The 22,493-nt window shown below is 62.1% G+C and carries 16 protein-coding genes; 12 read left to right on the top strand and 4 right to left on the bottom strand.

Features of this window, described 5'->3' with window-relative positions:
- Positions 1 to 2,924: GDSL-type esterase/lipase family protein (locus VES88_02735; GenBank protein ID HYN80390.1), on the top strand; the 2,924-nt coding region annotated here is incomplete at its 5' end.
- Here the strand turns inward: VES88_02735 and VES88_02730 are convergent.
- The 3 genes from VES88_02730 to VES88_02720 are packed head-to-tail and all read right to left on the bottom strand — an operon-like array spanning position 2,893 to position 5,320.
- Complete coding sequence (locus tag VES88_02730) at positions 2,893 to 3,879, bottom strand: biotin-dependent carboxyltransferase family protein (GenBank protein ID HYN80389.1); 987 nt, start codon at positions 3,877 to 3,879, stop codon at positions 2,893 to 2,895. The genes VES88_02735 and VES88_02730 overlap by 32 nt on opposite strands.
- Complete coding sequence (gene pxpB, locus VES88_02725) at positions 3,879 to 4,547, bottom strand: 5-oxoprolinase subunit PxpB (GenBank protein ID HYN80388.1); 669 nt, start codon at positions 4,545 to 4,547, stop codon at positions 3,879 to 3,881. The genes VES88_02730 and pxpB overlap by 1 nt, the downstream gene beginning before the upstream one ends.
- On the bottom strand, positions 4,544 to 5,320 hold the full coding sequence (locus VES88_02720; protein HYN80387.1) for a 5-oxoprolinase subunit PxpA: 777 nt from the start codon (positions 5,318 to 5,320) through the stop codon (positions 4,544 to 4,546). Before VES88_02720 ends, pxpB begins: the two co-directional genes overlap by 4 nt.
- A 65-nt stretch (positions 5,321 to 5,385) precedes the next feature.
- Between VES88_02720 and VES88_02715 the strand changes: the two genes are divergently transcribed.
- The 4 genes from VES88_02715 to VES88_02700 all read left to right on the top strand — a co-directional run bounded on the left by VES88_02715 (position 5,386) and on the right by VES88_02700 (position 12,453).
- A complete protein-coding gene (locus VES88_02715) occupies positions 5,386 to 6,729 on the top strand; it encodes an MFS transporter (protein HYN80386.1) in 1,344 nt (447 codons plus the stop codon).
- Between the two features lie 35 nt (positions 6,730 to 6,764).
- Positions 6,765 to 9,746, top strand: coding sequence for a hypothetical protein (locus VES88_02710; protein HYN80385.1), 2,982 nt, complete (start codon positions 6,765 to 6,767; stop codon positions 9,744 to 9,746).
- A gap of 230 nt (positions 9,747 to 9,976) precedes the next feature.
- The gene (locus tag VES88_02705) at positions 9,977 to 11,764 is read left to right on the top strand and encodes a HAMP domain-containing sensor histidine kinase (GenBank protein ID HYN80384.1); all 1,788 of its coding nucleotides are present in this window, start codon (positions 9,977 to 9,979) and stop codon (positions 11,762 to 11,764) included.
- Positions 11,761 to 12,453 carry a response regulator transcription factor gene (locus VES88_02700; protein HYN80383.1) on the top strand — a complete coding sequence of 231 codons (693 nt, stop codon included), beginning with the start codon at positions 11,761 to 11,763 and terminating at the stop codon, positions 12,451 to 12,453. Before VES88_02705 ends, VES88_02700 begins: the two co-directional genes overlap by 4 nt.
- Here VES88_02700 and VES88_02695 read toward each other — a convergent pair.
- Entirely contained in the window at positions 12,416 to 13,222 is an 807-nt protein-coding gene (locus VES88_02695; GenBank protein HYN80382.1) for a LysM peptidoglycan-binding domain-containing protein, read from the bottom strand. The genes VES88_02700 and VES88_02695 overlap by 38 nt on opposite strands.
- Positions 13,223 to 13,385: 163 nt before the next feature.
- Here VES88_02695 and VES88_02690 point away from each other — a divergent pair, with 163 nt between their 5' ends.
- The 7 genes from VES88_02690 to VES88_02660 all read left to right on the top strand — a co-directional run bounded on the left by VES88_02690 (position 13,386) and on the right by VES88_02660 (position 22,420).
- Positions 13,386 to 14,126, top strand: coding sequence for a transglycosylase SLT domain-containing protein (locus tag VES88_02690; GenBank protein HYN80381.1), 741 nt, complete (start codon positions 13,386 to 13,388; stop codon positions 14,124 to 14,126).
- A gap of 142 nt (positions 14,127 to 14,268) precedes the next feature.
- On the top strand, positions 14,269 to 14,871 hold the full coding sequence (locus tag VES88_02685) for a helix-turn-helix domain-containing protein (GenBank protein ID HYN80380.1): 603 nt from the start codon (positions 14,269 to 14,271) through the stop codon (positions 14,869 to 14,871).
- Between the two features lie 35 nt (positions 14,872 to 14,906).
- Positions 14,907 to 15,596, top strand: a complete 690-nt coding sequence (locus VES88_02680) for a transglycosylase SLT domain-containing protein (GenBank protein HYN80379.1) — start codon at positions 14,907 to 14,909, stop codon at positions 15,594 to 15,596.
- A 90-nt stretch (positions 15,597 to 15,686) separates the two neighbouring features.
- Positions 15,687 to 16,592, top strand: a complete 906-nt coding sequence (locus VES88_02675; protein ID HYN80378.1) for a DMT family transporter — start codon at positions 15,687 to 15,689, stop codon at positions 16,590 to 16,592.
- Between the two features lie 131 nt (positions 16,593 to 16,723).
- Positions 16,724 to 19,444, top strand: coding sequence for a M14 family metallopeptidase (locus tag VES88_02670; GenBank protein ID HYN80377.1), 2,721 nt, complete (start codon positions 16,724 to 16,726; stop codon positions 19,442 to 19,444).
- A gap of 50 nt (positions 19,445 to 19,494) precedes the next feature.
- Positions 19,495 to 20,292 (top strand): hypothetical protein, encoded by a 798-nt coding sequence (locus tag VES88_02665; GenBank protein ID HYN80376.1) that lies wholly within the window; start codon positions 19,495 to 19,497, stop codon positions 20,290 to 20,292.
- A gap of 121 nt (positions 20,293 to 20,413) precedes the next feature.
- Complete coding sequence (locus VES88_02660; protein ID HYN80375.1) at positions 20,414 to 22,420, top strand: S9 family peptidase; 2,007 nt, start codon at positions 20,414 to 20,416, stop codon at positions 22,418 to 22,420.
- The last annotated feature ends 73 nt before the right edge of the window (positions 22,421 to 22,493 follow it).

The raw sequence follows: 22,493 nt of genomic DNA, 5'->3' as shown, positions 1-22,493 counted from the left end.
CGGGCAAGGTTAGTCACTTCAGCGTCTACGGAGTTCTGCTGCAGGCTCCGGTGGCGACGATCACGATCAACCGCGACACGACGATTCAGGTTCAGAAGACCCTTCAGTTCACGGCCACTCTGAAGGACATCGAGCAGCTGAACCTGAACCGCGTTGTCACGTGGACAAGCTCGAATCCCGCCATCGTGAGTATCGACGCAAATGGTCTCGCGAGCACGCTTCTACCCGGACAATCGACCATCACCGCATCGGCGGAGGGAAAAACCGCCACTGCAACGGTGACCGTCGTTCCGGGCCCGCCGACGGCGCTGTCCATCGAAGCGGGCCAGGGCCAGGCCGCGACCGCCGGCGGTGCAGTACCGACGGCGCCGGCCGTGAAAGTGACGGACGCATTCGGGAATCCGATCTCAGGATTTGCGATCACCTTCGCAATTGCGAGCGGTGGCGGCACGATCACCGGCGCGGCAGCAACAACCAATGCGGCCGGAGTCGCCACTCTCGGAAGCTGGACGCTTGGGTCTACAGCGGGGCCAAACACTGTCACCGCAAGCGGAGCAGGGCTCACCCCAGCCTCGGTCGCATTCAGCGCAACCGGGGGCGTGGGAGCACCGGCGATCGTCGCCGCTTTTGCCGGAAACAATCAGGCGGCGACTGCGGGTGGCCCGGTTGCCGCTCCGCCATCGGTGAAAGTCACCGACGCCAACGGCAATCCGGTCGCGGGATTTACGGTGGTCTTTACGCCGGGCACGGGTAGCGGAACCGTGACCGGCGTGTCCGTCGCGACGAACTCATCAGGCATAGCCGCGCCCACGAGCTGGGTGCTGGGATCGATACCCGGCCAACAGACCCTCGTTGCGACGGCCGGTTTGCTGAGCGGCAGTCCGATAACTTTTTCCGCAACCGCAGTCGCTCCAGTTCCGGCAAAAATCGTCCGAGTCAGCGCAGATCCCCAGACGGCACCAGCCGGAAAGGTTGTCCCCGAGCCTCCGACGGTGCGCGTACTGGACGCCGCAGACATTCCCGTCCCGCGCTACACCGTGACTTTCGCCGTGACCAGCGGTGGCGGGAGCGTGACCGGTGGCGCTGCCGTGACGAATGAGGCCGGCCTTGCCTCGGTCGGGAGCTGGATACTCGGACCGTCCGAGGGACCGAACACGCTCACTGCAACCGCGGGGACGCTTCAAGGGAGTCCCGTAACGTTCTCTGCGACTGCCGCCGCGCCGGTTCCGGCCAAGGTAGTACGAATCAGCGGCGATCCCCAGACGGCGACAATCGGGACGGCGGTCGGCGATCCGCCGGCCGTGCGCGTATTGGACGCCAGCAATATTCCTATTCCCGGTTACACGGTCATGTTCGACGTGACAAGCGGTGGAGGGAGCGTAACTGGTGCTGTCGCCGTAACCGATGCAACCGGCTTGGCCATGGTCGGCAGCTGGATACTCGGTCCGTCGCGCGGATCGAACACGCTGACTGCAACGACGGGGGCGCTCGAGGGGAGCCCGGTAATCTTCTCCGCAACTGCGGTCGCGCCGGTTGCGGCAAAGATCATACGCGCCAGCGCCGATCCGCAGACAGCGACAACCGGAAAGGCTGTCGTCGATCCGCCAGCGGTCCGCGTGCTGAGCGCCGCGAATCTTCCTGTCGCGGACTATACGGTGACGTTCGAGGTGACCGGCGGAGGCGGGAGTCTCACGGGCGGTGTAGCCGTCACCGATGAAGCGGGGTTCGCGTCAGTCGGTAGTTGGATACTCGGGCCATCGCCGGGACAGAATACACTTACCGCGACTGCGGGGACGCTACAGGGAAGCCCGGTGTTGTTCACCGCCGACGGAATCCCGGCCCCGCCGGTGGCGATGGCGATCAGCGCGGGACAGGACCAGACCGCCGTCGCCGGTTCGCAGGTTCCAATTCGGCCCGCTGTGGTTGTGACGGACGCGAACGGCGTGGGAGTCGCCGGAGTCACGGTCGTGTTCAGTATCCGGAGCGGCAGCGGCAGCATCTCCGGAGCCAGCGCCGTGACGAACGGCAGCGGCATCGCGACGCTGGGCAGCTGGACGCTTGGAATCGGTGGAAACTCGCTCTTCGCAAGCGTGGACGGTCTTGCAGGGAGTCCGCTGATATTCAACGCTCTCGGAACCGCCCTCGTGCAGCTCGTCACGTTTGGCGACTCCAATACCGATTACGGATACTCGGGAAACAATTTTCCTATCGTCGCCAGCTCGTACGTGGGCAACTTCGCCGCGACGCGACTCGGCCCGAACGATCCGAACAGTACTTCCCAGCTTGCCGGGAAGATCGAGAGCCGCTGGCGCGCCAGCCGAAGCCAGACGATCGTCGTTGTGAACCACGGCATCGGCGGGACGACAACAGGGACAGGCCGCACGATCATCGGAAGCCCGAACGCGCGTGAATCCGTGAACGGAGTAACCCGATTCGAGGGCGAAGCGCTCGGTGTCGGCTACCCGTGGAGCGGTGGGGAGTCGCAAACCGATAACTACCCGTCAGGGCCAATCACTCGAGTCCAGGCGTTCACACCCCGGACTTCGGATTTCCTCTACATCTCCATGGGTACGAACGACCTGGGCGCGGGAATATCCACTGCATCAACCCTCATCAATCTGGAATGGATGGTCGATTTGTGGATTGCGAGGGGCATCGCGGCCAATCACATCATCGTGACCACGCTGTCGCCGCGGCCACCGGACCAGCTTTCGGTCAAGGCCCTCAACGATCAGATACGCTCGAAGTTTCTGCCAAAAGGAGTCAACGTGGTCGACCTCGCGGCAATGACTTCAAACGACGGCGGCGATACGTGGAAAAGCGCCAGCCTTCACGTCGGCGATGCGCTGCACTACGCCGAGTCGGTCCGTGATCTCCTGGCGGATGCGGTGGTCAGTATTCTGCTGGCGCGGACGCCGCCCTGAGGAGCCGCAACAGCGCGCGCTCGCTTTGTTCCAGAAGCGCGTGTGCTTTCTCAACGGATACTCGCTCGAAGCGCAGCGTTCTGCCGGGAACGCACTGTGCGACTACCGGCAGGTCGCATGAGATCACCGTTCCGACTATGCGATAGCCGCCGATCGTCGGCGCGTCCGCCATCAGCACTATCGGTTGTCCGCTGGGCGTGAGCTGAATCGTCCCCGCACACACCGGCTCTGACGTAATCGACGCCCGTGCTCCCGCGAGTGGCTGAGCTGATTCGAGACGATAACCCATTCGGTCCGATGCTGCTGTTACGGTGTATTGCTGTTCCACGAAGCGCGCGAACAGCTCCGAGTCCGGATCTCTCGCGCCCGAATGTCGTTGGTCAGCCGCGTCTGCCGATCGCGGGATGACGCGCACAGTAGTGGCGTTGTAATCTGGTTCTCCCGCTGATTCCTGAAGTCCTCCGTCCACGCTGTGCCTCTGCGGCAGGGCCAATGCTCCGGACGAGAGCACGTCGCCGTTCGTGAGCCGTCTTCCTTCGATTCCGCCGAAGCTCGCAGGGAGATAAGTGCTCCGGCTGCCGAGAACGACAGGACACTCTATTCCGCCGTGTAATGCGAGATACAGAAACCTCCGCGCCGTAATTGCCCGAACTTTCAGTACCTCACCGGATCGAACCACAAACGATCCCGGAGATTGAACAGGTCTGTCGCCGATCGCCGCATCGACTTCTGCGCCCGCGAGTCCTATGATTGTTTCGTGCTCGAACCGCAGTGCTCCGCCTCCTACGGCCCACTCGAGCGCGGCAGCATTCCGCTGATTGCCTGCATAAACATTCGCCATGGCGAGAGACCATTGGTCCATCGCCCCCGCCGGCGGTACTCCGCTCGATCGATATCCAACGCGGCCTGCGTCCTGAACCGTGAGATAAGGGGGCGCCTGATCGACGACGATCATCAGTCGATCGGCTCGAAGATCACCGTGTCTCCAACGCGAAGCAGCGCTGGCTCAGGGGCGGCAACATCGAACATCGTCACTCGTGTCGTTCCAAGCAGATGCCATCCTCCCGGCGTCGAGAATGGATAGATGCCGGTCTGCGCTTCCGCGATCGCAACGGATCCCGCGGGGACTCGCTTTCTTGGCGTCGCTCGGCGCGGCAGCACCAACGCCTCGTCCAGCTCGCCCAGATATGCAAACCCCGGAACGAATCCGATCACATACACGCGGTACTCCCGCGACGAGTGAAGCTCGACAATTCGGTCGCGCGACAATCCGGTTCTCGCGGCGACGTCAGCGAGATCCTCCCCGTCGTATCGAGTTGGAATCCGAATGGTTTTTCCCTGTGTGTCGTCCGTCGCGACGCTCGAGGTTCCGGCGCGTGAATGCGCGACCGCGCTGCGGAGGCTCGTCGTCAGCTCGTCGAACGCAACCCGGCGCGGGTCGAAATAGACCGTGAGACTGGCGTAAGCCGGGACTATGTCGAGAATCCCTTCGATATTCGAGGCTGCAAGTGCTCGGGTGAGGTCCGCGACTTCCCGACTCAGCTTCCGGGAGATTCCCTCACCGAGCGCGACCGTGATCGCCGAATCGCCGAGCTCCAGGTATCGTGGCCAGAGCTCGCTCAAGCGAATGGCCGGATTGCGAATCCCTCTCCCTCGAGGGCTTGCCTCGTGGCCGTGACGAGAGACAAGGCCTCGGGATTGTCGCCGTGAATGCAGAGGGAATCGGCTTTGACTTCGAGGCGAGCCCCGTCCACTGTCTGCACATAATGATCACGTGCGATTACGACCGCGCGATTCGCCACTGTCGCGGCGTCGTGGAGCACGGCGCCCGCGCGGTCGCGCGACAGCAGAGTTCCATTGGAGAGATAGGCACGATCCGCGAATGCTTCGCACGCCACCGAAAGCCCTGCCTGCTCGGCCTCGTAAATCATGGTGCTCTCCGCGAGACCTAGAAGAACAAGCGCCGGGTCAACGCTGCGTACGGCTTCTGCGATCACTCGTGCAACCTCCGCATCACGCGCTGCCACATTGTAAAGCGCTCCGTGCGGCTTGACGTAGCGAAGGTTCACCCCCGCTCTCGCGCAACAGTCAGCCAGCGCTTCGATCTGCGATACGATCTGGTCCCCGAGCTCTTCCTCCGAAATTTCCATCTCGCGCCTTCCGAAATTCTCGCGGTCGGGGTAGCTCGGATGCGCGCCGATGGCGACGCCGCGACTCGCAGCGTAGTCCACGGTTCGCTGCATTACTTCCAGGTCGCCGGCGTGGCCGCCACAGGCAATGCTGGCGGAGCTCACCAGCTCGAGGATGCTGGCGTCGAGCGAAGCGCCTGAAGTGCCTGTGTACTCGCCGATGTCGGCGTTGAGGTCGATCGATTCAGTCGATTGAGTGTCAGTCATTGTTTGTCCGATCGAATCTAGCCCGCCCATTGCCGGAGACGCACCTTTCCGCCCCTATGGGTGCCATGCCGGACAAGGATGCTGCGTCCACTCGCTTCGAGCCGGTAAGCTCGCCCGCGGGGATCTGGCGCGTCATTGCTGCTTCGACTGCCGGCACGATGATCGAATGGTACGATTTCTTCATCTTCGGAAGCCTCGCCACGATCATTGCGACACAGTTTTATCCCGCGGGAAATCCGACCGCGAATTTTCTCAAGACCCTTGCCACGTTCGCCGTCGGGTTTGCCGTGCGACCGCTCGGCGCGCTTTTCTTCGGCCGGCTAGGAGATCGCGTCGGACGCAAAATCGCGTTTCTCGCGACGCTGCTGATCATGGGCGGCTCGACCGCGGCGATCGGTTTCCTGCCGGGCTACGCGACCATCGGCATCGCCGCGCCGATCATTCTCGTCATTCTCCGCCTGCTTCAGGGGCTCGCCCTTGGCGGCGAATACGGGGGTGCGGCCGTGTATGTCGCGGAGCACGTGCCCGACAGCAGACGAGGCTTCTACACGAGCTTCATTCAGACGACGGCAACGCTCGGTCTGTTCGTCTCACTCGTTGTGATCCTCGTCACTCGCAGGACGGTTGGCGATGCTGCGTTCGCGGAATGGGGATGGAGAATCCCCTTCTTCCTCTCGATCGCGCTCGTGCTTGTTTCGTTCTACATCCGCATGCAGCTCGGAGAATCGCCGCTTTATTCGCGGTTGAAAACGCAGGGTGGGGCATCGACAACTCCGGTGCGGGAGAGCTTCGACACCTGGCCCAAATGGAAGCTCGTGTTGAAGATCCTCTTCGGCGTTACGGCTGGCCAGGCGGTCACGTGGTATACGGGCCAGTTCTACGCGCTCTTCTTTCTCCAGACCGTACTGAAAATTCCTACTGACACCGCTTATGGCATCCTCGCGGTGTCACTGGTGATAGGAACTCCTGCGTTCATCTTCTTCGGAACGCTGTCCGACCGAGTCGGTCGCAAACGACTGATGATGGCTGGAAACCTCATCGGCGCGCTGTCGTATTTCGCCATCTATCGCGGCATCGTTTCCTTTTCGAGTCCCTTGAATGCTCCGGCAATAGTTCTCCTGATCGTCATTCAGATCACGATCGCCGCCATGATCACCGGGCCTGTGGCAGCGTTCCTCGTGGAATCATTTCCGGCGAAGGTGCGCTACACCTCAATGTCGCTGCCGTATCACTTCGGGAATGGCTGGTTCGGCGGATTCCTCCCGCTCATCGCCACCGCTCTCGTGGCTCGCACGGGTAACATTTATGCCGGACTCATTTATCCGAGTGTGATTGCGCTGATGACTTTCATCGTCGGCTCGATCACGCTCGAGGAGACTCGTCAACGGCGCATCTGGGATGAGGTATAGACTCGCATCTGTGTAGTTCGCGGTAAATTCTCCGCATGAAAAAGGTATACCCACTCCTGGTTCTCGGCGTCGCGCTATCCACGCAATCCGCGGCGCAGCTTTCAGCCCCGCTCGATTCAGCCACGCTTGCCGCGTTCAAATGGCGGTCGATCGGCCCGGCGGTAATGGCCGGCCGCATCACTGACATCGAGGTCGATGCACGGAACCCGAAGATTTTCTACGTAGTCGCAGCAACGGGCGGAATCTGGAAGACCGTCAGCAACGGGACGATGTTCTTCCCGATCTTCGACAAGGAAGCCGTGATATCGATGGGGGACCTCGCCGTCGCTCCGTCGAATCCCGACATCCTTTATGCCGGGACGGGCGAAGAGGATTCGCGAAACTCGATTTCCCCTGGCGGAGGGGTCTACAAATCGACCGACGCGGGCCGGACGTGGAAGCTGACCGGACTCGCCGCGACGCAGCACATTGGCCGAATAGTCGTCGATCCGCAGGACGCGAACATCGTCTACGTCGCCTCGGTCGGGCATACCTGGAATTCGAATCCGGAGCGAGGACTCTACAAGAGCACCGACGGCGGTGCGACGTGGAAGCTCGCGAAATTCATCAGCGACAAGGCCGGCTTCGTTGACATCGCGATGGATCCGAGTGACCGCAATACGCTCTTTGCATCGAGCTGGGAGCGTGTACGCGGACCGTATTTCCTGAAGAGCGGCGGCCCGGGAAGCGCCCTCTGGAAAACCACCGATGCGGGTGCCACGTGGTCCGAGATAAAAGGCGGCGGATTCCCGGAGACGATGAAAGGAAGAATCGGCCTGGCCATAGCGCCTTCCGATGCGAAGACGCTCTACGCGCTCGTTGAGGCAGACACGCTTCCGAAGCCCCTCCCAAGGGGAATGCGGCCGGATACGGCGCGGGCTCAACGGCGGGTGAGTGGCCTCTATCGCTCGAGCGACGGCGGCGCGACATGGACGCTCATGCGGCGCAACGAGCAGGATGCGCGTTCGTTCTACTACTCGCAGGTGCGGGTCGACCCACGGAATCCGAATCGTGTGTACTGGATGTCGTCGGTGTTTCGTTTTTCCGACGACGGCGGAAAGACTGAGCGACGCGGCGCACTTTCCGTCCACGTCGACTGGCACGCGATGTGGATCGATCCCAACGACCCCGAGCATTTCATCCTCGGCGACGACGGCGGCATCGCGGTGACCTGGGACCGCGGAGGGACGTACGATTTCATCAACAACATCCCGCTTGGCCAGTTCTACGCGGTCAGCTTCGATATGCAGAAGCCGTACTTCGTGTGCGGCGGCCTTCAGGACAACGGGTCATGGTGCGGGCCGACGAGAACGCGCGGACGATTTGGACCCACGAACGCCGATTGGCAGAATGTCGGCGGCGGTGACGGCTTCTATACGGCGCAGGATCCGAATGATCCCAATATCATCTACAGCGAATCTCAGGGCGGGAACGCGTCGCGGCTCAACGTTCTCACCAATTCGCGAACGTCGATCATGCGTGGTGGCGGCCGCCCGCCCGGCGCGATTTTCGAGGACTCGGTCATCATCGCCCGCGGTGACACGACCAAACCGGAAACGCCACAGATCTCCGCCGCGCTGGCCGCGATTCGTGCGCGAGCCGTAGCTGACACGTCGATGCGATATCGCTTCAACTGGATGGCCCCGTTCTTCCTCTCGCCACACGCGGCGACCACGGTCTACATGGCGGGCAACCGCGTTCTGAGGTCAACCGATCGGGGCGATCATTTCTTTCCGATCTCTCCTGATCTCTCGACCAGGGATTCGGCGCGCATCATCCTCAGCATGCGAACAACCGGGGGGATAACCCGGGACGCCACCGGAGCGGAGACGCACGGCACGATTACGACTCTCGCGGAATCCCCGATACGCCCCGGCATCCTCTGGGCGGGAACCGACGACGGCAACGTGTGGCTTTCGACAAACGATGGCGCAGCATGGACCGATCTTACGAGACGTTTCCCCGCTGTGCCCGCTCGCACGTGGGTGAGCCGCGTAGAAGCGTCGCACTTCGATACCGCAACGGTATACGTCGCGTTCGACGGCCACCGCGAAAACGATTTCAAACCATATCTGTACGTATCGAACGATTTTGGCAGGACATTCCGTTCCATCGCGAACAATCTCCCCGCGACCGGAGTCGATTTCATCCACGTCGTCCGCGAAGATCCTCATAATCGCAATCTGCTTTTCGTCGGGACCGACATCGCCGCGTACGTCTCCGCTAACCGCGGGGTCTCGTGGCAGCGCTTCATGACGGGGCTCCCGACAGTTCCGGTTCACGACCTGAGGATTCATCCGCGCGATCGGGAGATCATCGCAGGCACTCACGGCCGGTCCATCTGGGTCGCCGACATCGCCCCGCTTCAACAGCTCACCGACAGCGTGATTCGGCAACCGGCCCATTTCTTCGAGCCGGTGACCGCGTATCAGTACGCAACCAGCTTCGCGCAGAGATGGGAAGGGAACAGACTATTTGTCGCGGACAATCCGCCGTTTGGTGCATCGCTCGTGTATCGCCTGGCGGGCGGCGATTCGCGTCGCGACACGGCGCGGATCGTGATTACCGACGTCAAAGGCGACGTCGTGCGGCGGCTCACCGGCCCGGGCGGAGCTGGAGTGCATCGCGTGGTGTGGGATCTTCGCCGGCAGCAGCGGCCGCTCGGGCCGGCGGCGTTGCGTGACAGCATCGCCAGGGCGCGTCTGCGACAGGCCCGCGAAGATTCGCTCAAGGCGGTGCGCACGGATGCGACTGCCGGCCGTCCGCGAACGGGTGTGGCAGCCGGTGAGATCAATCTCCGTCCCGCAGAGACGCGGCCAGGGGAGGTACCCGAAGCCGGAGGCACCGGGTTTGGAGGGTCACGCGACGGCCCGATGGTTCCGGAGGGCGACTACCTGGTGACCATTACGGCGAACAGCCGGACCATGCGCCGAGTGCTGCGCGTCGAACGGGTAAGCGAAATTCCAGCCGAGCCCTAGGATCGTCCACGGCATCATTTGAGTTCACCCACCGAGGCAGCTGCCCAGTTACAAAGCTTACAGCTTCCTTACCGCAACCTGAGACCTTCGCCGGTCACAGCACCGTAACGCATACATATATTCTGGGTCCAACCCAGGGGACGGTCGAGGTGTGGGACACAGAAGGAAAGAAGCTCAGGTAGGGCGACACCAATCAGCGTGACCCGATGCTGCCCGGAGGGCGCGAGCGAATGAAGCGCGGAAATGGCGGAAGCCGGCCGCGCTCCAGGCTGCTCGTCGCCCTCCTCGGCATTGCGCTGGTTCTGACGGCCGTGCTCGCATACCAGGCGGCAAACGCCGAGCGGTCGCACCGGAGAGCAGCCGAGCGTGCGCTGCACGACTACGCATCGTTCGCTATGTGGCAGCTCAACCAGCAGGCGTCACAGGAGCTGCTCAGCGCGATGATCTCGACGTTCATCGTTCCGCTCACGCGCGTGAACCCCGACGCTCCGGAAAGCTGGCCGTCGCCGGCGGACTTCATGGCTGCGTCGAGGCAGCCGTATGTGCCCGCGAAGTATCTCGAGGGCGTCCGCTTTTATTTCCGCTTCGACTGGCGCGACAGCGCGATGACCGTCGCGGGCGAACAGCCTTCCGACGCGGTTCTGCGCTGGGTCAGGGACACTGTCGCCAGCTATCCCCGGCGGTTCGAAATTCCGGAAGTGCGCACGCAGGCCTTCGGATCCGCCGGGCGCAATCCGGCGCGGCGGCTCGGCATCGTGATCACGAACGATTCGTACGTGGCGAGCATCGACCGCGTCGACGGCCGTCTGCGGATTGTCTGCTACGTCGTCTCGCGAGACAAGGACGGCTTGCCGCTCGTTACATATGGTCTCGAGACCGACGCCAACGCCTTCGTTGAGCCGGTGTTTCGCCAGGTCCTGGACCGCACCCCGCTCCTTCCTCCTTCGCTGGTTCGTGGTATCGCGCGTGACTCGATGCTCGCGGTCACTGCGGCGGCACCTCAGGCCGGCGTCGTGTTCCGTTCCGCGAGGGGCGCATTTCCCTCCGCAATCACAGTCGTAGACTCACTCGACGAGCGTTTCGGACACATGAAGCTCGGCGTCTCGCTGCGCTCGGATATTGCGCCGCGCCTCGTCGTCGGCGGTCTTCCGCGCTCGCGGCTCCCGATGCTTGCGGGCCTGTTCGCGCTGACCGTCGGACTGGTTATCGCCGCGCTGCTTCAGCTTCGGCGCCAGCAGCAGCTCGCGCAGCTTCGCGTTGATTTCGTGTCGGGCGTCTCGCACGAGCTCCGCACACCATTGGCACAGATCCGTCTCTTTGCGGAGCTTCTTCGCAACGGTCAGCTACGGTCCGAGCAGGAGCGCGACCGCTCCATTGGCATTATCGACGAGGAAGCGCAGCGCCTCACATATCTCGTGGAAAATGTCCTCGCCTTCTCACGCTCGGAGCACGGCCGCGGGATGGTGGCCGCGGAAGCCGTTGCGATGGATCGCGAGATAGAGGCAGCCGTGAACGCGTTCGCACCGCTCGCGCGAGCGCGTCGCGCGAAGATCAGGTCGAACATCGAGCGCGGCCTCATCGCTCGCGTCGATCCACGCGCACTTCGTCAGATCGTACTCAATCTTCTCGACAACGCGGTGAAATACGGACCGCTCGGTCAGACGGTGACAGTCTCGCTCACCGGCACCACCGCATCGGTTGCAGTTGCAGTCGAAGACGGTGGTCCCGGCGTGCCACGGGCCGAGCGCGAGCATATCTGGGAGCCCTACTACCGTCTCGCGAGGGAGTCGGCCGCTGCCGTTGGTGGAAGCGGCATCGGGCTCTCGATTGTACGCGAGCTGGTGCTTCTTCACGGAGGGCGCGCGTGGGTCGAGGATGCGCAGGGTGGGGGAGCGCGATTCGTCGTGGAATTCCCCCGCGGTGACGAGCCGCCTGCAGCTTCAGCGGAAGTTCCGCTGCGTCGTGCGGCGGCGGGCGGCGGTGGAGGGGGAGGGGGAGGGGGAGGCCCGGCAGCATGACAAAGGTTCTGGTCATCGAAGACAACGCCAATCTCGCGTTTGGTCTGACGCGAAGCCTCGAGTCAGAAGGCTACGAGGTTGAAGCCGCCGAGGACGGCACGCGCGGGCTCGCGCTTGCACGCTCCTGCGGAGCAGATCTGATCGTGCTCGACCTCATGCTCCCGGGCATCGATGGATATTCACTGCTGCGCCAGCTTCGCGAAGCCGGGAGCGATGTACCCGTGCTGATACTCACGGCGCGCAGTGAAGAGGCCGACAAGGTCGTTGGATTCCGGCTCGGCGCGGACGATTACGTGACGAAGCCCTTCGGCCTCTCGGAGCTTCTCGCTCGGGTGCAGGCGATTCTCCGCCGTGCGCGCGGGGGCGACCACCGCGACGATGACAAGCCGGATGTCGAGAGCTTCGATGCAGTCACGATCAACGTTCCCGCGCGATCCGTTACCAAAGGCGATTCCGGCGTTTCGCTCACGCCGAAGGAATTCGACCTCCTGCTGGCGCTTGTGAGAAGGCGAGGCGCCGTGGCGTCTCGCATCGATCTGCTGAAGGAGGTGTGGGGTCATCAGGCGGAGGTTATGACGCGGACCGTCGACATTCATATCGCGGAGCTCAGACGCAAGCTCGAGGACGATCCCGCGACACCGCGGCACATTCTCACCGTTTGGAAGGCGGGGTACCGGCTGCAGGTCTGACAGGTGGGGGCGCCGGTGGCGGCGGTGTCTGCCGCGGGCCTTCGGGCTTGACTATCAGCTTGTCTCCAATCCGCACCCTGTCGCCAACGATGTTGTTCCAGGCGCGGATCTGCTCGGGTGTGGCGTCGAATCGTCTGGCGATCGAGAACAGGGCATCGCCGCGACGGACCGTGTAGTAGATGGGCTGGTTTATCAGCGCTGCAATGTCCGCCCGAAGCTTTCGCTCGCGACGCGCGGCTTCACGATCGGCAAGCAACTTCCCGTTGACGTAACTGACGAGGTCGGAGAACGCTTTTTCCTCACCTCGCGTGGCCGCTATCGTATTAGTTGGAAGACCGGGATATGAGATCCTGACACCCTGAGCGGTCATGCCATAGACGCGCAACAGCTCCAGCGTCAGCAGCGTGTCGTTGGGGTACTCGTAATGGACGATCTTCTGCGGCGCGTCTTCGCTCTCGAGTTTGTCGGCTGGTGCGACGCCGACAAAAATTACGCGATCGTTGGTTGCAACCAGCAAGCCGTTCGACGCGCGATAATAATCGGTGGGCCGTCGCTGGAACGCTTTGACCCAGCGCTCGACGCGCTCACCGTAGTGAAGCATTCCCCCGGAAACTTCCCGCGACGCGGCCGACCACGCGCCCCGGGCATCCACACGGCGCATGAAAAGCGTGTAGCCGACAACGCCCATTCCAACGAGCACGACGACGACGCCAATCAGCAGCCGTTTCAGGAAACGAAAGCCGCGGTAAAGTCCCTCTGATTCCTTCATTGAGGCTTCGTGTTCATCTTAAGGGTAAGAAAACAGGAACCGAGGCCTGCAAGCTACCCGCCCCCTGGGAGTTTTCGCGCGTGGTGCAAGCGCAAGCAGCGTACCCTGGACTGGCATGTTGGGTGCATCAGAAAGTCATATGTCCACCTACGGAGAGCCGCCGATGACAGGGCCCGACCCTCAGGAACTGGCAGGGCTCGACAGACGGCACTCCCAAGGGAACGTGTACACCAACGTTCGGAGGCGGAGCGACGAGCGTCCGCAGAGTCGGGCGTGGGTAATCGCCAGGGCAATAATCCACGGCGTGGCGGCAAGCATTCTCCTCGCCGCGGGCACCATCTGGACTCTCAATCAGCAGCGCCCGAAATACGTCAAAGCTGGCGATCTCCTGCAGCTGCCGGTTGCACTCGTCACCGCTCCTCGTCCGCTGGGCGAGCAGGCGTTCCGGGTCTCACACGTGCTCCGCAGATACACAAAGGACACCGTCCGGGCAAACAAGATCGCTGAAGCGCTGGTAAGAGAGGGAGCGAAAAGGGATCTCGACCCGGCGCTGCTAATCGGGGTTCTTCTCACGGAGAACGCGAAGCTCGATCCGAGAGCGAGCAGCAACGTCAGCGCCCGCGGGCTCATGCAGGTGATGCCATTCCATCGCGGGAAATGGAAGGATTGCCCGTCGAATGATCTGGTGGACATCGCCTCGAACATCTGCTATGGGACCAGCATCCTGCAGCAGTACATCAAGAAGACGCCCACCTTGCAGAAGGCGCTACTGCGCTATAACGGGTGCGTTCGGGGCACCAACACGCCTCACTGCCACACTTATTCGGGAAAGGTCCTCAAGTTCGCCGACCAGGCGGCATCACAAATGTTGAGCGTGCCTTTTACAGGAGATGGAACCGAGTAGAGGGAGAAAAAGCTCCGTGCCTGAGTGGCAAGGAGTCAAAGGTCACAAAGATGCTCTTCTGGCCCCGGCATGACTTTCGGGTACGACTGCCTTCGGGCCTCATTCCCTTGTCCCAAGGGCTCAGCCGGGTTACCCTTATACGTTGACCGTTAACGCTATTGACGGGATACGTGTATCAGACTGGATAGGCCACGATCTCGAACGGCTCCGCAAGCTGAGGGGCCTGAGGCGAGAAGACGTGGCCGCTCAGCTCTCGGTGCCCGTGTCCGCGTCCACGATACGAAACATCGAGCACGACGAGCATTACAACGTCTCGCTCGATTTGCTCCGTCAGATCGCCACCGTTCTCGGTGCCGAGCTGCGCGTGACACTCGACGTTCGGGATGACGAAGGTACGGCTGCATCGGCTGAATCGGCCGAGTCCGCTACTCCAGGTCGTCGCGTAGTCGATAACGAGTACTTCATACGGTACATAAGGGAGCGCTATCCCGAGTGTCCGCTGACGAATTCGCAGATCGGCAGACGCATGTGGAGCTTCGCCGAGTCAAGAGGGGCAGAGCTCGTGAGAGAGAGAAAGCAGCTGAAGCGTGTGGAATCGACCGGCACTCCCGGTCACAGGTCGCCCACAACGGCGGCCGAGTATCAGGTCTGGGAAAAGGACTTCGTAGCTCTCGAGCGCTTCGCCGACCGCCTAGGCAGAGCGTTCTCGGACGGCAAGGGTGGCTTTCTGGTACCTGCGGCATGACCTCATTTCGATCAACGCGTCCACGGGAGAGCAAGTTGAAGCCAGTCACTCAGAGCAAGTTGAAGCCAGTCAGGGACCGAAGGCAGGTAGAGACCCTGTATCAGCCCCGCTGGAAGAAGTATCTGAGCGCGATTGCAAACGTCGCGGCTCCTTCCGCTCTGCTCGTTGCCGGCACGGTCTGGACGTTGAACCAGGAGCATCCGAAGTACACGCGACCCGCTGAGCTGCTCAAGCTTCCGGGCGCATTGATCCAGGCGCAGACGCCTACCCAGGAAGCATTCCGGATCGGTCAGGTGCTGCGGCGCTACACCAAGAACGGCGAGGTCGCCGATCGCATTGCGGACGCTCTCGTCGTCGAGGGCCGGAGGAAAAACATCGACCCGGTGCTTCTCGTCGGCGTGATGCTCGTCGAGGACGCGAAGCTCGACCCGAGGGCGAAGAGCAACGTCGGCGCGCGCGGCCTGATGCAGGTGATGCCGTTCCACAGCGGCAACTGGGGCTGCCCGTCGAAGGATCTGTTCAACATCGAGTCGAACATCTGTCACGGTGTGAGCGTACTGGCGCAGACGATCAAGAAGACGAAGAACCTGAACCGCGCTTTGCTCGCCTACAACGGCTGCGTAAAAGGCAGGAATACGAAGAACTGCCACACGTACCCGAGCAAAGTTTTGAAAGCGCGAGGTCTCACAGAGTCGCAGATGCTGGCGGTTACGGAAACGCCGTAAGACCGATAGACCGATAGACCGATAGACCGGCAGCCCGATTGACCGGTAGTACGATGACCTCACTTCGGCTGTAGCCCTCAGCCAGCATTTTTGAATACCCGCTCGCCGGTGTGGGTGCTCGCACTCGCCCTCCTCGGCATCTCCTTCGCGGGTCCGCTCGTACGACTCTCCGCGGCAGATCCGTTGGCGATCGCCGTGTGGCGGCTCGGGTTTTCGTTGATCATCGTCGCCGTCTTCCTGATCGCAACAGGTGAGTGGCGGCAGTGGCGATCCCTGAGTGGACGCGATGGCGCGATTGCTGGTTTGGCCGGCGTTGCGCTCGCGTTGCATTTCTGGGCGTGGAATGCGTCGATCCATCTGACGACAATCGCCGCCTCCGTAACGCTGGTGAATCTTCAGCCGGCAATCATCATCGGCATCTCCGCCCTTTTCCTCCGGGAGATTCCTACTCCCCGCCAGCTCATCGGGATCGCAATAGCAGTGGCCGGCGCGCTCGTGATCGCAATCCCCGACCTGGGCGACGGTGGAGCGCCATTCGGCCATCGCATGACACTCGGGAATCTGCTCGCGACGTCAGCCGCGGTGACTGCCGCGATCTATTACACGATCGGCAGGCACCTGCGCGCGACCTATGGAGTGTGGGCCTACGTCGGCCTCGCCTATACCGCGTGCTTTCTGGTTCTGCTGCTGTTCGCGGCAATCTCACATGTGCCCCTGTCGCCGCAACCTCCGCGCGAGCTGGCGATCTTCGCGGCGCTCGCCGTTGGACCGATGCTTCTGGGCCACACGGGAATGAACTGGGCGCTCAAGTTTCTGCCAGCCTACGTCGTGAACCTCACCGTGCTGGGCGAGCCCATCGGAGCGACACTCCTCGGTGCAATCCTTCCCGGCATCAGGCAAATCCCGCCGGCCATCACGCTCGTGGGCGGAGCGATCATGCTCGTGGGAGTATTCATCGCTGTCCGAGATAGTCAGGTGAAATCGCGGTTGAGATAGTCTTGCTCGGATGCGGATTTGTAACTCCAAGCGACGGTAGCTCGCGAAGGATACCACCTGGCCCGCGGAGCAAACCGAAGGCCCGCAGGGTAACTTTACGATCAGCCAACCGTCACCCTCAGCCATTTCAAATGCGCATCAGTTCGTCAATTGCCCTTGCTCTCTCCTGCGCGCTCCTGCCGCTCCCATTATCAGCACAATCGCGCATAACCACTCCGCTCCAGGAATTCGGCCACAACATCGGCGACGACTATTTCCTCGCCAACTACGCTCAGCTCGTCAAATACTGGACGAAGCTCGACCGCGAGTCGAACCGGCTGAAGGTCGTCAGGATCGGAACCAGCGTGGAAGGACGTCCGATGCTGATGTCGATCATCACCTCCCCGCAGAATCACGCGATGCTTGGCCGCTATCAGGAAATCGCGGCGCGGCTGGCGCGAGCCGAAGGTCTAACTGACGCACAGGCGCGGGCCCTCGCACGGCAGGGAAAGGCGGTGGTATGGATCGACGGCGGCCTTCACGCAAGCGAGGTCCTTGGTGCGCAGCAGCTCGTGCAGTTCGTGTACGAGATGGTTAGCCGGAACGATGTAGAGACGCAGCGATTTCTGAGGGACGTCATCCTGCTGGCGGTGCCGGCCAATCCCGACGGGATGGACCTGGTCTCGAACTGGTACATGCGCGAACCAGTTCCAGCGAAGCGGTCCACATCAGGGCTGCCGGTGCTTTACCACAAGTACATCGGGCACGACAACAATCGTGACTCGTACATGGCCTCCCAGCCTGAGACCCAGGCGATGGACAGCATCATGTTCAGGGCGTGGTACCCGCAGATCATGTACAACCATCACCAGACCGGGCCCGCCGGAACCGTGATGTTCGCGCCGCCCTTCCGTGATCCGTTCAACTACAACTTCGATCCGCTCATTCCCGTCGGCATCGACCTGGTCGGGGCCGCGATTCACGGGCGGTTGATCGCCGAAGGCAAGCCGGGCTCAACGATGCGAACCGGGGCCAATTATTCCACGTGGTGGAATGGCGGCCTCAGGACCACCGCCTATTTCCACAATATCATCGGACTCCTGACGGAGACCATCGGGAACCCAACGCCGATGACGGTCGCGTTCCGCCCCGAGCGCCTTTTACCCAGCGGAAATCTGCCGTATCCGATACTGCCTCAGAGGTGGCGTTTTGCCCAGTCAATGGCGTACGAGCTCTCCGCGAATCGCGCGGTGATGGACGTAGCATCGAAGCACCGCGAGGATCTGCTGTACAACATCTACAGGATGGGGCGGAACTCCATCGAGCGCGGCAGCAGGGACAATTGGACCTTGACACCCGACCGCGTCGAGGCGGTAAAGCTCGCTGTCGCACGTGACAGCGCGGCTAAAGTGCAGGCCACACCGGCGCAGTACATCTCCGTGCTCCACCCGCGGGCGGCGCGCGACCCGCGCGGATACATCATTCCCTCCAATCAGGCAGACTTCGCGACGGCGGTGAAGTTCGTGAACGCGCTCGTCAAGAATGGGATCACGATTCACCGGGCGACGCGGCCGTTTACGGCCGGTGGACGCGCTTACCCGGCCGGCTCGTATGTCGTGAAAACGGCACAGGCCTTCAGGCCGCACATTCTCGACATGTTCGAGCCGCAGGACCACCCGGACGACATACTGTATCCGGGCGCGGCGCCGACTCCTCCGTACGACAATGCCGGCTGGACGCTCGCGTACCAGATGGGCGTGCGGTTCGATCGCATCCTGGATGCATTCGACGGCCCGTTCGAGAGGCTCGCAGGATTCGCCAGTGTTCCGACGCCTGCTGTTGCTGCCGGTCCGCCATGGTACGCCATCAGTCGTCGCAGCAACGATGCGTTCACGGCGGTGAACCGGCTCCTTGCGCGCGGCGAGGAGGTCTACTCGACGCCGGCGGCCCTGAGAGCCGGCGGACGCGTATTGGACGCGGGGACCTTTCTGGTTCGGGCGAAGCCAAGCACGGTTCCTATTGCGCGTGAGATCGCGAGCTCGACCGGCACCGCGTTCGAGCCAGTCCTCGGAGTCGCGAGCGAATCGGGTCTCTCGCGTTTACGCTTGCCCCGCATCGCGGTTTACGACAGGTACGGCGGCTCGATGGAATCCGGATGGCTCCGCTTCGTACTCGAGAAGTTCGCGTTTCCCTACGAGGTGGTGTTCCCGCCGACGATCGACGCCGGAAACCTCAACGCGAAGTATGACGTGCTGATCCTCATGGACAGCGCGTCGGTTCCGGGCCCACCGCGCGACAGGAATAAGGAGCGGGAGCCGTCCTCTGCGCCAGCGGAGTGGCGGGCGCGACAGGGCAGTATGACCATCGCGAAGTCGCTGCCTCAGATCCAGTCATTCGTGTCGAGCGGTGGAACGCTCCTCGCGATCGGCGAGGCCGCGGACGTCGCCTACCTTCTGGAGCTGCCGGTTGCAAGCGCGGTGGCAGACAATGACGGGAAGCCGCTTCCACGCTCTAAGTACTACGTTCCGGGCTCGATTCTCAGCGCCGCGGTCGACACCACAAGCGCCATCGGCTGGGGAATGCGGCCGCGGGCCGATGTGTTCTTCGACAACAATCCTGTATTCCGGCTGCTACCGGAGGCACGGACGCGGGGTATCAGACGAGTGGCATGGTTCGACACCGCGGCTCCGCTGAGGAGCGGGTGGGCGTGGGGACAGAAGGCACTCGAGGGCGCTTCTGCAGTAGTCGTTGCGCCAATCGGAAAGGGTCACGCCATACTTTACGGCCCGGAGATTTATTTCCGGAGCCAGTCACATGGGACATTCCCATTTCTGTTCAACGGGATCTATTACAGCCAGAGCGCGCCGCGCTGACAACGACATCAGGAGCTCGGGCGCTGCGGGCTGGACACGGTGGATTAACGATGCGGTACAAAGGACCGATTCTGGTTTTACTGGCGGCGGCATGCAGGCCCGCGGTTATCGAGCCGCCGCCCCCGATACCGGCTCCCGTAGGAGTCGAGATACCAACGTCGATAACGACCTCGCGAAACCTCGTTCGTGAGATGCACGACCGGTACGCAGGCAAGTGGTACAAGACTCTGACGTTCCAGCAGACCAACACGTTCTACACGTCGGCCGGAAAGGAGCAGAGATCGGAATGGATGCAGCGCCTGTCGGTGCCTGGCAGGCTGCGGATCGATTTCCTTCCGCTTTCGACAAAGAGTGGCCTGCTCATTCAGAACAATCGAGTGATCACTTTCGACAACGGCCGGCGAGTGGACAGCAGGCGCTCCATTCAGCCTGTGCTCACGATGACGGGCGACGTCTATGCGATTCCGGCCTCGATCATCATCCGCCGCCTCGATTCCCTTGGCGTCGATCTCGACAAGTTTCACGAGGAGCGCTGGCAGGGGCGCCGTGTCTATGTCATGGGAGCGGAGAAGGGCGACCTGGAGTCGAATCAGATATGGATAGACGCAGACAAGCTACTGCTCCTGCGATTCATTCAGCGTGACAAGCGCGGCGAGCGTTTCGTTGTCACCGATACCCATGTCGGCGACTATCGTGAGGTCGAGGGCTATCCGATTCCGTTCGAGTTCACCTCCTACCGCGACGGCAAGATCTTCTTCAAGGAGCAGTACGAGAATTTGAAGGTGAACGAGCCGATTCCCCCGGAGCTGTTTGATGCATCACGATTCGCCCGGGGAGCGCTACCGTAAGACCAAGGCCGCAGTCCGCATTGTCGTGCCGCGGTCCGTAATTATTCCTCGTCAAAGGAAACCCGTTATGCGTATTCGCGTTCACGCAGTCGCTACCGCTCTCTTCATGTCCGTTGCCTCTGTGGCATCCGCACAAAAGCGGGCGATGACCTTCGAGGACTTCGCGGCGGTGCGAGTCGTGTCTGACCCGCAGATCGCGCCCTCGGGGGTAGCGGTGCTGTACTCGGTCCGCGCAACCGATCTGGCGAAGAACACCCGCACCACGAGGACTTATCTCGTCCCGACCGCAGGAGGAACGCCACGGCAGTTTCCATCGGCATCCGTGAATGCGGGCGAAGCACGATGGTCACCCGACGGGAAATGGGTTGCTTACGTAGCCGGCGGACAGTTGTGGGTCGTGGCCGCCGACGGAAGAGGAGCGCGGCAGCTCACGAAGCTGCATGGCGGAGCGAGCGGTCCTGTGTGGGCCCCGACGAGCGACAAGATCGCCTTTGTGTCGGGCGTTTATCCCGACTGCGCCGATGATGCGTGCAACGTCGCTCGTGCGGCGCAGGAAGACTCGAGCAAGGTAAAGGCACATATTGCCGACAACCTCCTCTACCGCCATTGGAGCGCGTGGGCAGGCAACACCCGCTCGCACCTCTATGTCGTTGCGTTGAGCGGCGGTGCGCCGACGGACGTAACGCGCGGCATCAACTACGACGTTCCGCCCGGCCCGTTCGGCGGCAGCGAGGCCTATACCTTCTCACCCGACGGCAGAGAGCTCGCGTACACGGCAAAGGACCAGGGACGCGATGACGCGTGGAGCACGGACATCAATGTCTACACCGTTCCCGCGAACGGCGGTTCGCCGGTTGTCATCACGAGGGAAAATCGAGGCGCGGACATCAATCCCGTGTATTCGCCCGACGGAAAACTGATTCTGTATCAGTCGCAGCAGCGCGCGGGCTTCGAGGCCGACCTCGGCCGGCTGATCGCCTATGATCGCACGACGCGGACCTCGCAGCGACTTGCCGCAAACTGGGATCGCAACGCCGACGGCTATGCGTTCAGTCCTTCCGGAGATGCGATCTACGTCCAGTCCGTCGATGCCAGCCGCGGCAAGATCTACCGGCTTGCACGAACGGCGAGTGGATGGAGCACGATGCCGAATCTGGTCGCCGGAACGATGAACAACGGAATGCCGAGCATTGCGAGCGATGGGAAGACGATCGCGTGGATGCGAGACGCGGTAGACCGGCCGGGCGAAGTCTACGTCGGGACAGTGGGCGCCGATGGAGCGACGCGAATACGCCGGCTCACCCACGAGAACGACGCGCTGGTCGCACAGCTCAAGCTGAATCCGGCGGAGGATTTCTGGTTCAAGGGCGCGAATGGCGACAGCGTTCAGGGGTTGCTGATTCGTCCGCCGAACTGGGAAGCAGGGAAGAAATTTCCGGTTCTGTTTCTGATTCACGGCGGCCCGCAGGGTGCCTGGCTCGACCAGTGGCATGGCCGCTGGAATTTTTCGCTCTTTGCATCGCCCGGCTTCGGCGTCGTCGCGATCAATCCAAGAGGATCAACAGGCTACGGCCAGAAGTTCGTGGATGAGATCACGAAAGACTGGGCCGGGAAGGTCTACACCGACCTGATGAACGGCCTCGACGCGGCGCTGGCGCGCAATGCATGGCTCGACTCCACGCGCATGGGCGCCGCCGGCGGAAGCTACGGTGGCTACATGGCGAACTGGATTGCCGGCCATTCGACGCGATTCAAGGCGCTCTTCAGCCACGCGGGCGTTTACAATCTCGAGAACATGTACGGCGCCACCGAAGAAATCTGGTTTCCCGACTGGGAATACGGTGGACCGTACTGGGACAAGACGGCAATGGAGACTCAATACCGCGTTTTCTCACCGCATCTTTTCGCGGGAAACTTCAAGACGCCAATGCTCGTGGTGGCCGGCGAGCTCGACTACCGTGTTCCGTATTACGAGAGCGTATCGCTGTTCACGGCGCTCCAGCGGCAAGGCATTCCGAGTCGTTTGATAATCTTTCCCGACGAGGGCCACTGGATCGGCAAGCCGCAGAACCAGCGCCTGTGGTGGAACGAGGCGCTCGGGTGGTTCAGAAAATATCTCAGACCCTGACAAGGGTGGCGCCGTGAAGCACAGATGAGGGGGAATTTTGGGATGCTATTGCCAGTATTGCCGTGATTGAAAG

The sequence above is a fragment of the Gemmatimonadaceae bacterium genome (genome assembly GCA_035633115.1).
Taxonomy (GTDB): Bacteria; Gemmatimonadota; Gemmatimonadetes; order Gemmatimonadales; family Gemmatimonadaceae; genus UBA4720.
The sequence above is the reverse complement of the archived record's forward strand: the minus strand, read 5'-3'. Positions and strand labels throughout refer to the sequence as shown.

What these genes read in the sequence shown, in the direction of transcription:
- VES88_02730 (HYN80389.1), bottom strand. Translation starts at nt 3,879, where the DNA reads ATGATCGTCGTCGATCAGGCGCCCCCTTATCTCACGGTTCAGGACGCA.
- VES88_02720 (HYN80387.1), bottom strand. Translation starts at nt 5,320, where the DNA reads ATGACTGACACTCAATCGACTGAATCGATCGACCTCAACGCCGACATC.
- VES88_02715 (HYN80386.1), top strand. Translation starts at nt 5,386, where the DNA reads ATGCCGGACAAGGATGCTGCGTCCACTCGCTTCGAGCCGGTAAGCTCG.
- VES88_02710 (HYN80385.1), top strand. Translation starts at nt 6,765, where the DNA reads ATGAAAAAGGTATACCCACTCCTGGTTCTCGGCGTCGCGCTATCCACG.
- VES88_02705 (HYN80384.1), top strand. Translation starts at nt 9,977, where the DNA reads ATGAAGCGCGGAAATGGCGGAAGCCGGCCGCGCTCCAGGCTGCTCGTC.
- VES88_02700 (HYN80383.1), top strand. Translation starts at nt 11,761, where the DNA reads ATGACAAAGGTTCTGGTCATCGAAGACAACGCCAATCTCGCGTTTGGT.
- VES88_02695 (HYN80382.1), bottom strand. Translation starts at nt 13,222, where the DNA reads ATGAAGGAATCAGAGGGACTTTACCGCGGCTTTCGTTTCCTGAAACGG.
- VES88_02690 (HYN80381.1), top strand. Translation starts at nt 13,386, where the DNA reads ATGACAGGGCCCGACCCTCAGGAACTGGCAGGGCTCGACAGACGGCAC.
- VES88_02670 (HYN80377.1), top strand. Translation starts at nt 16,724, where the DNA reads ATGCGCATCAGTTCGTCAATTGCCCTTGCTCTCTCCTGCGCGCTCCTG.
- VES88_02665 (HYN80376.1), top strand. Translation starts at nt 19,495, where the DNA reads ATGCGGTACAAAGGACCGATTCTGGTTTTACTGGCGGCGGCATGCAGG.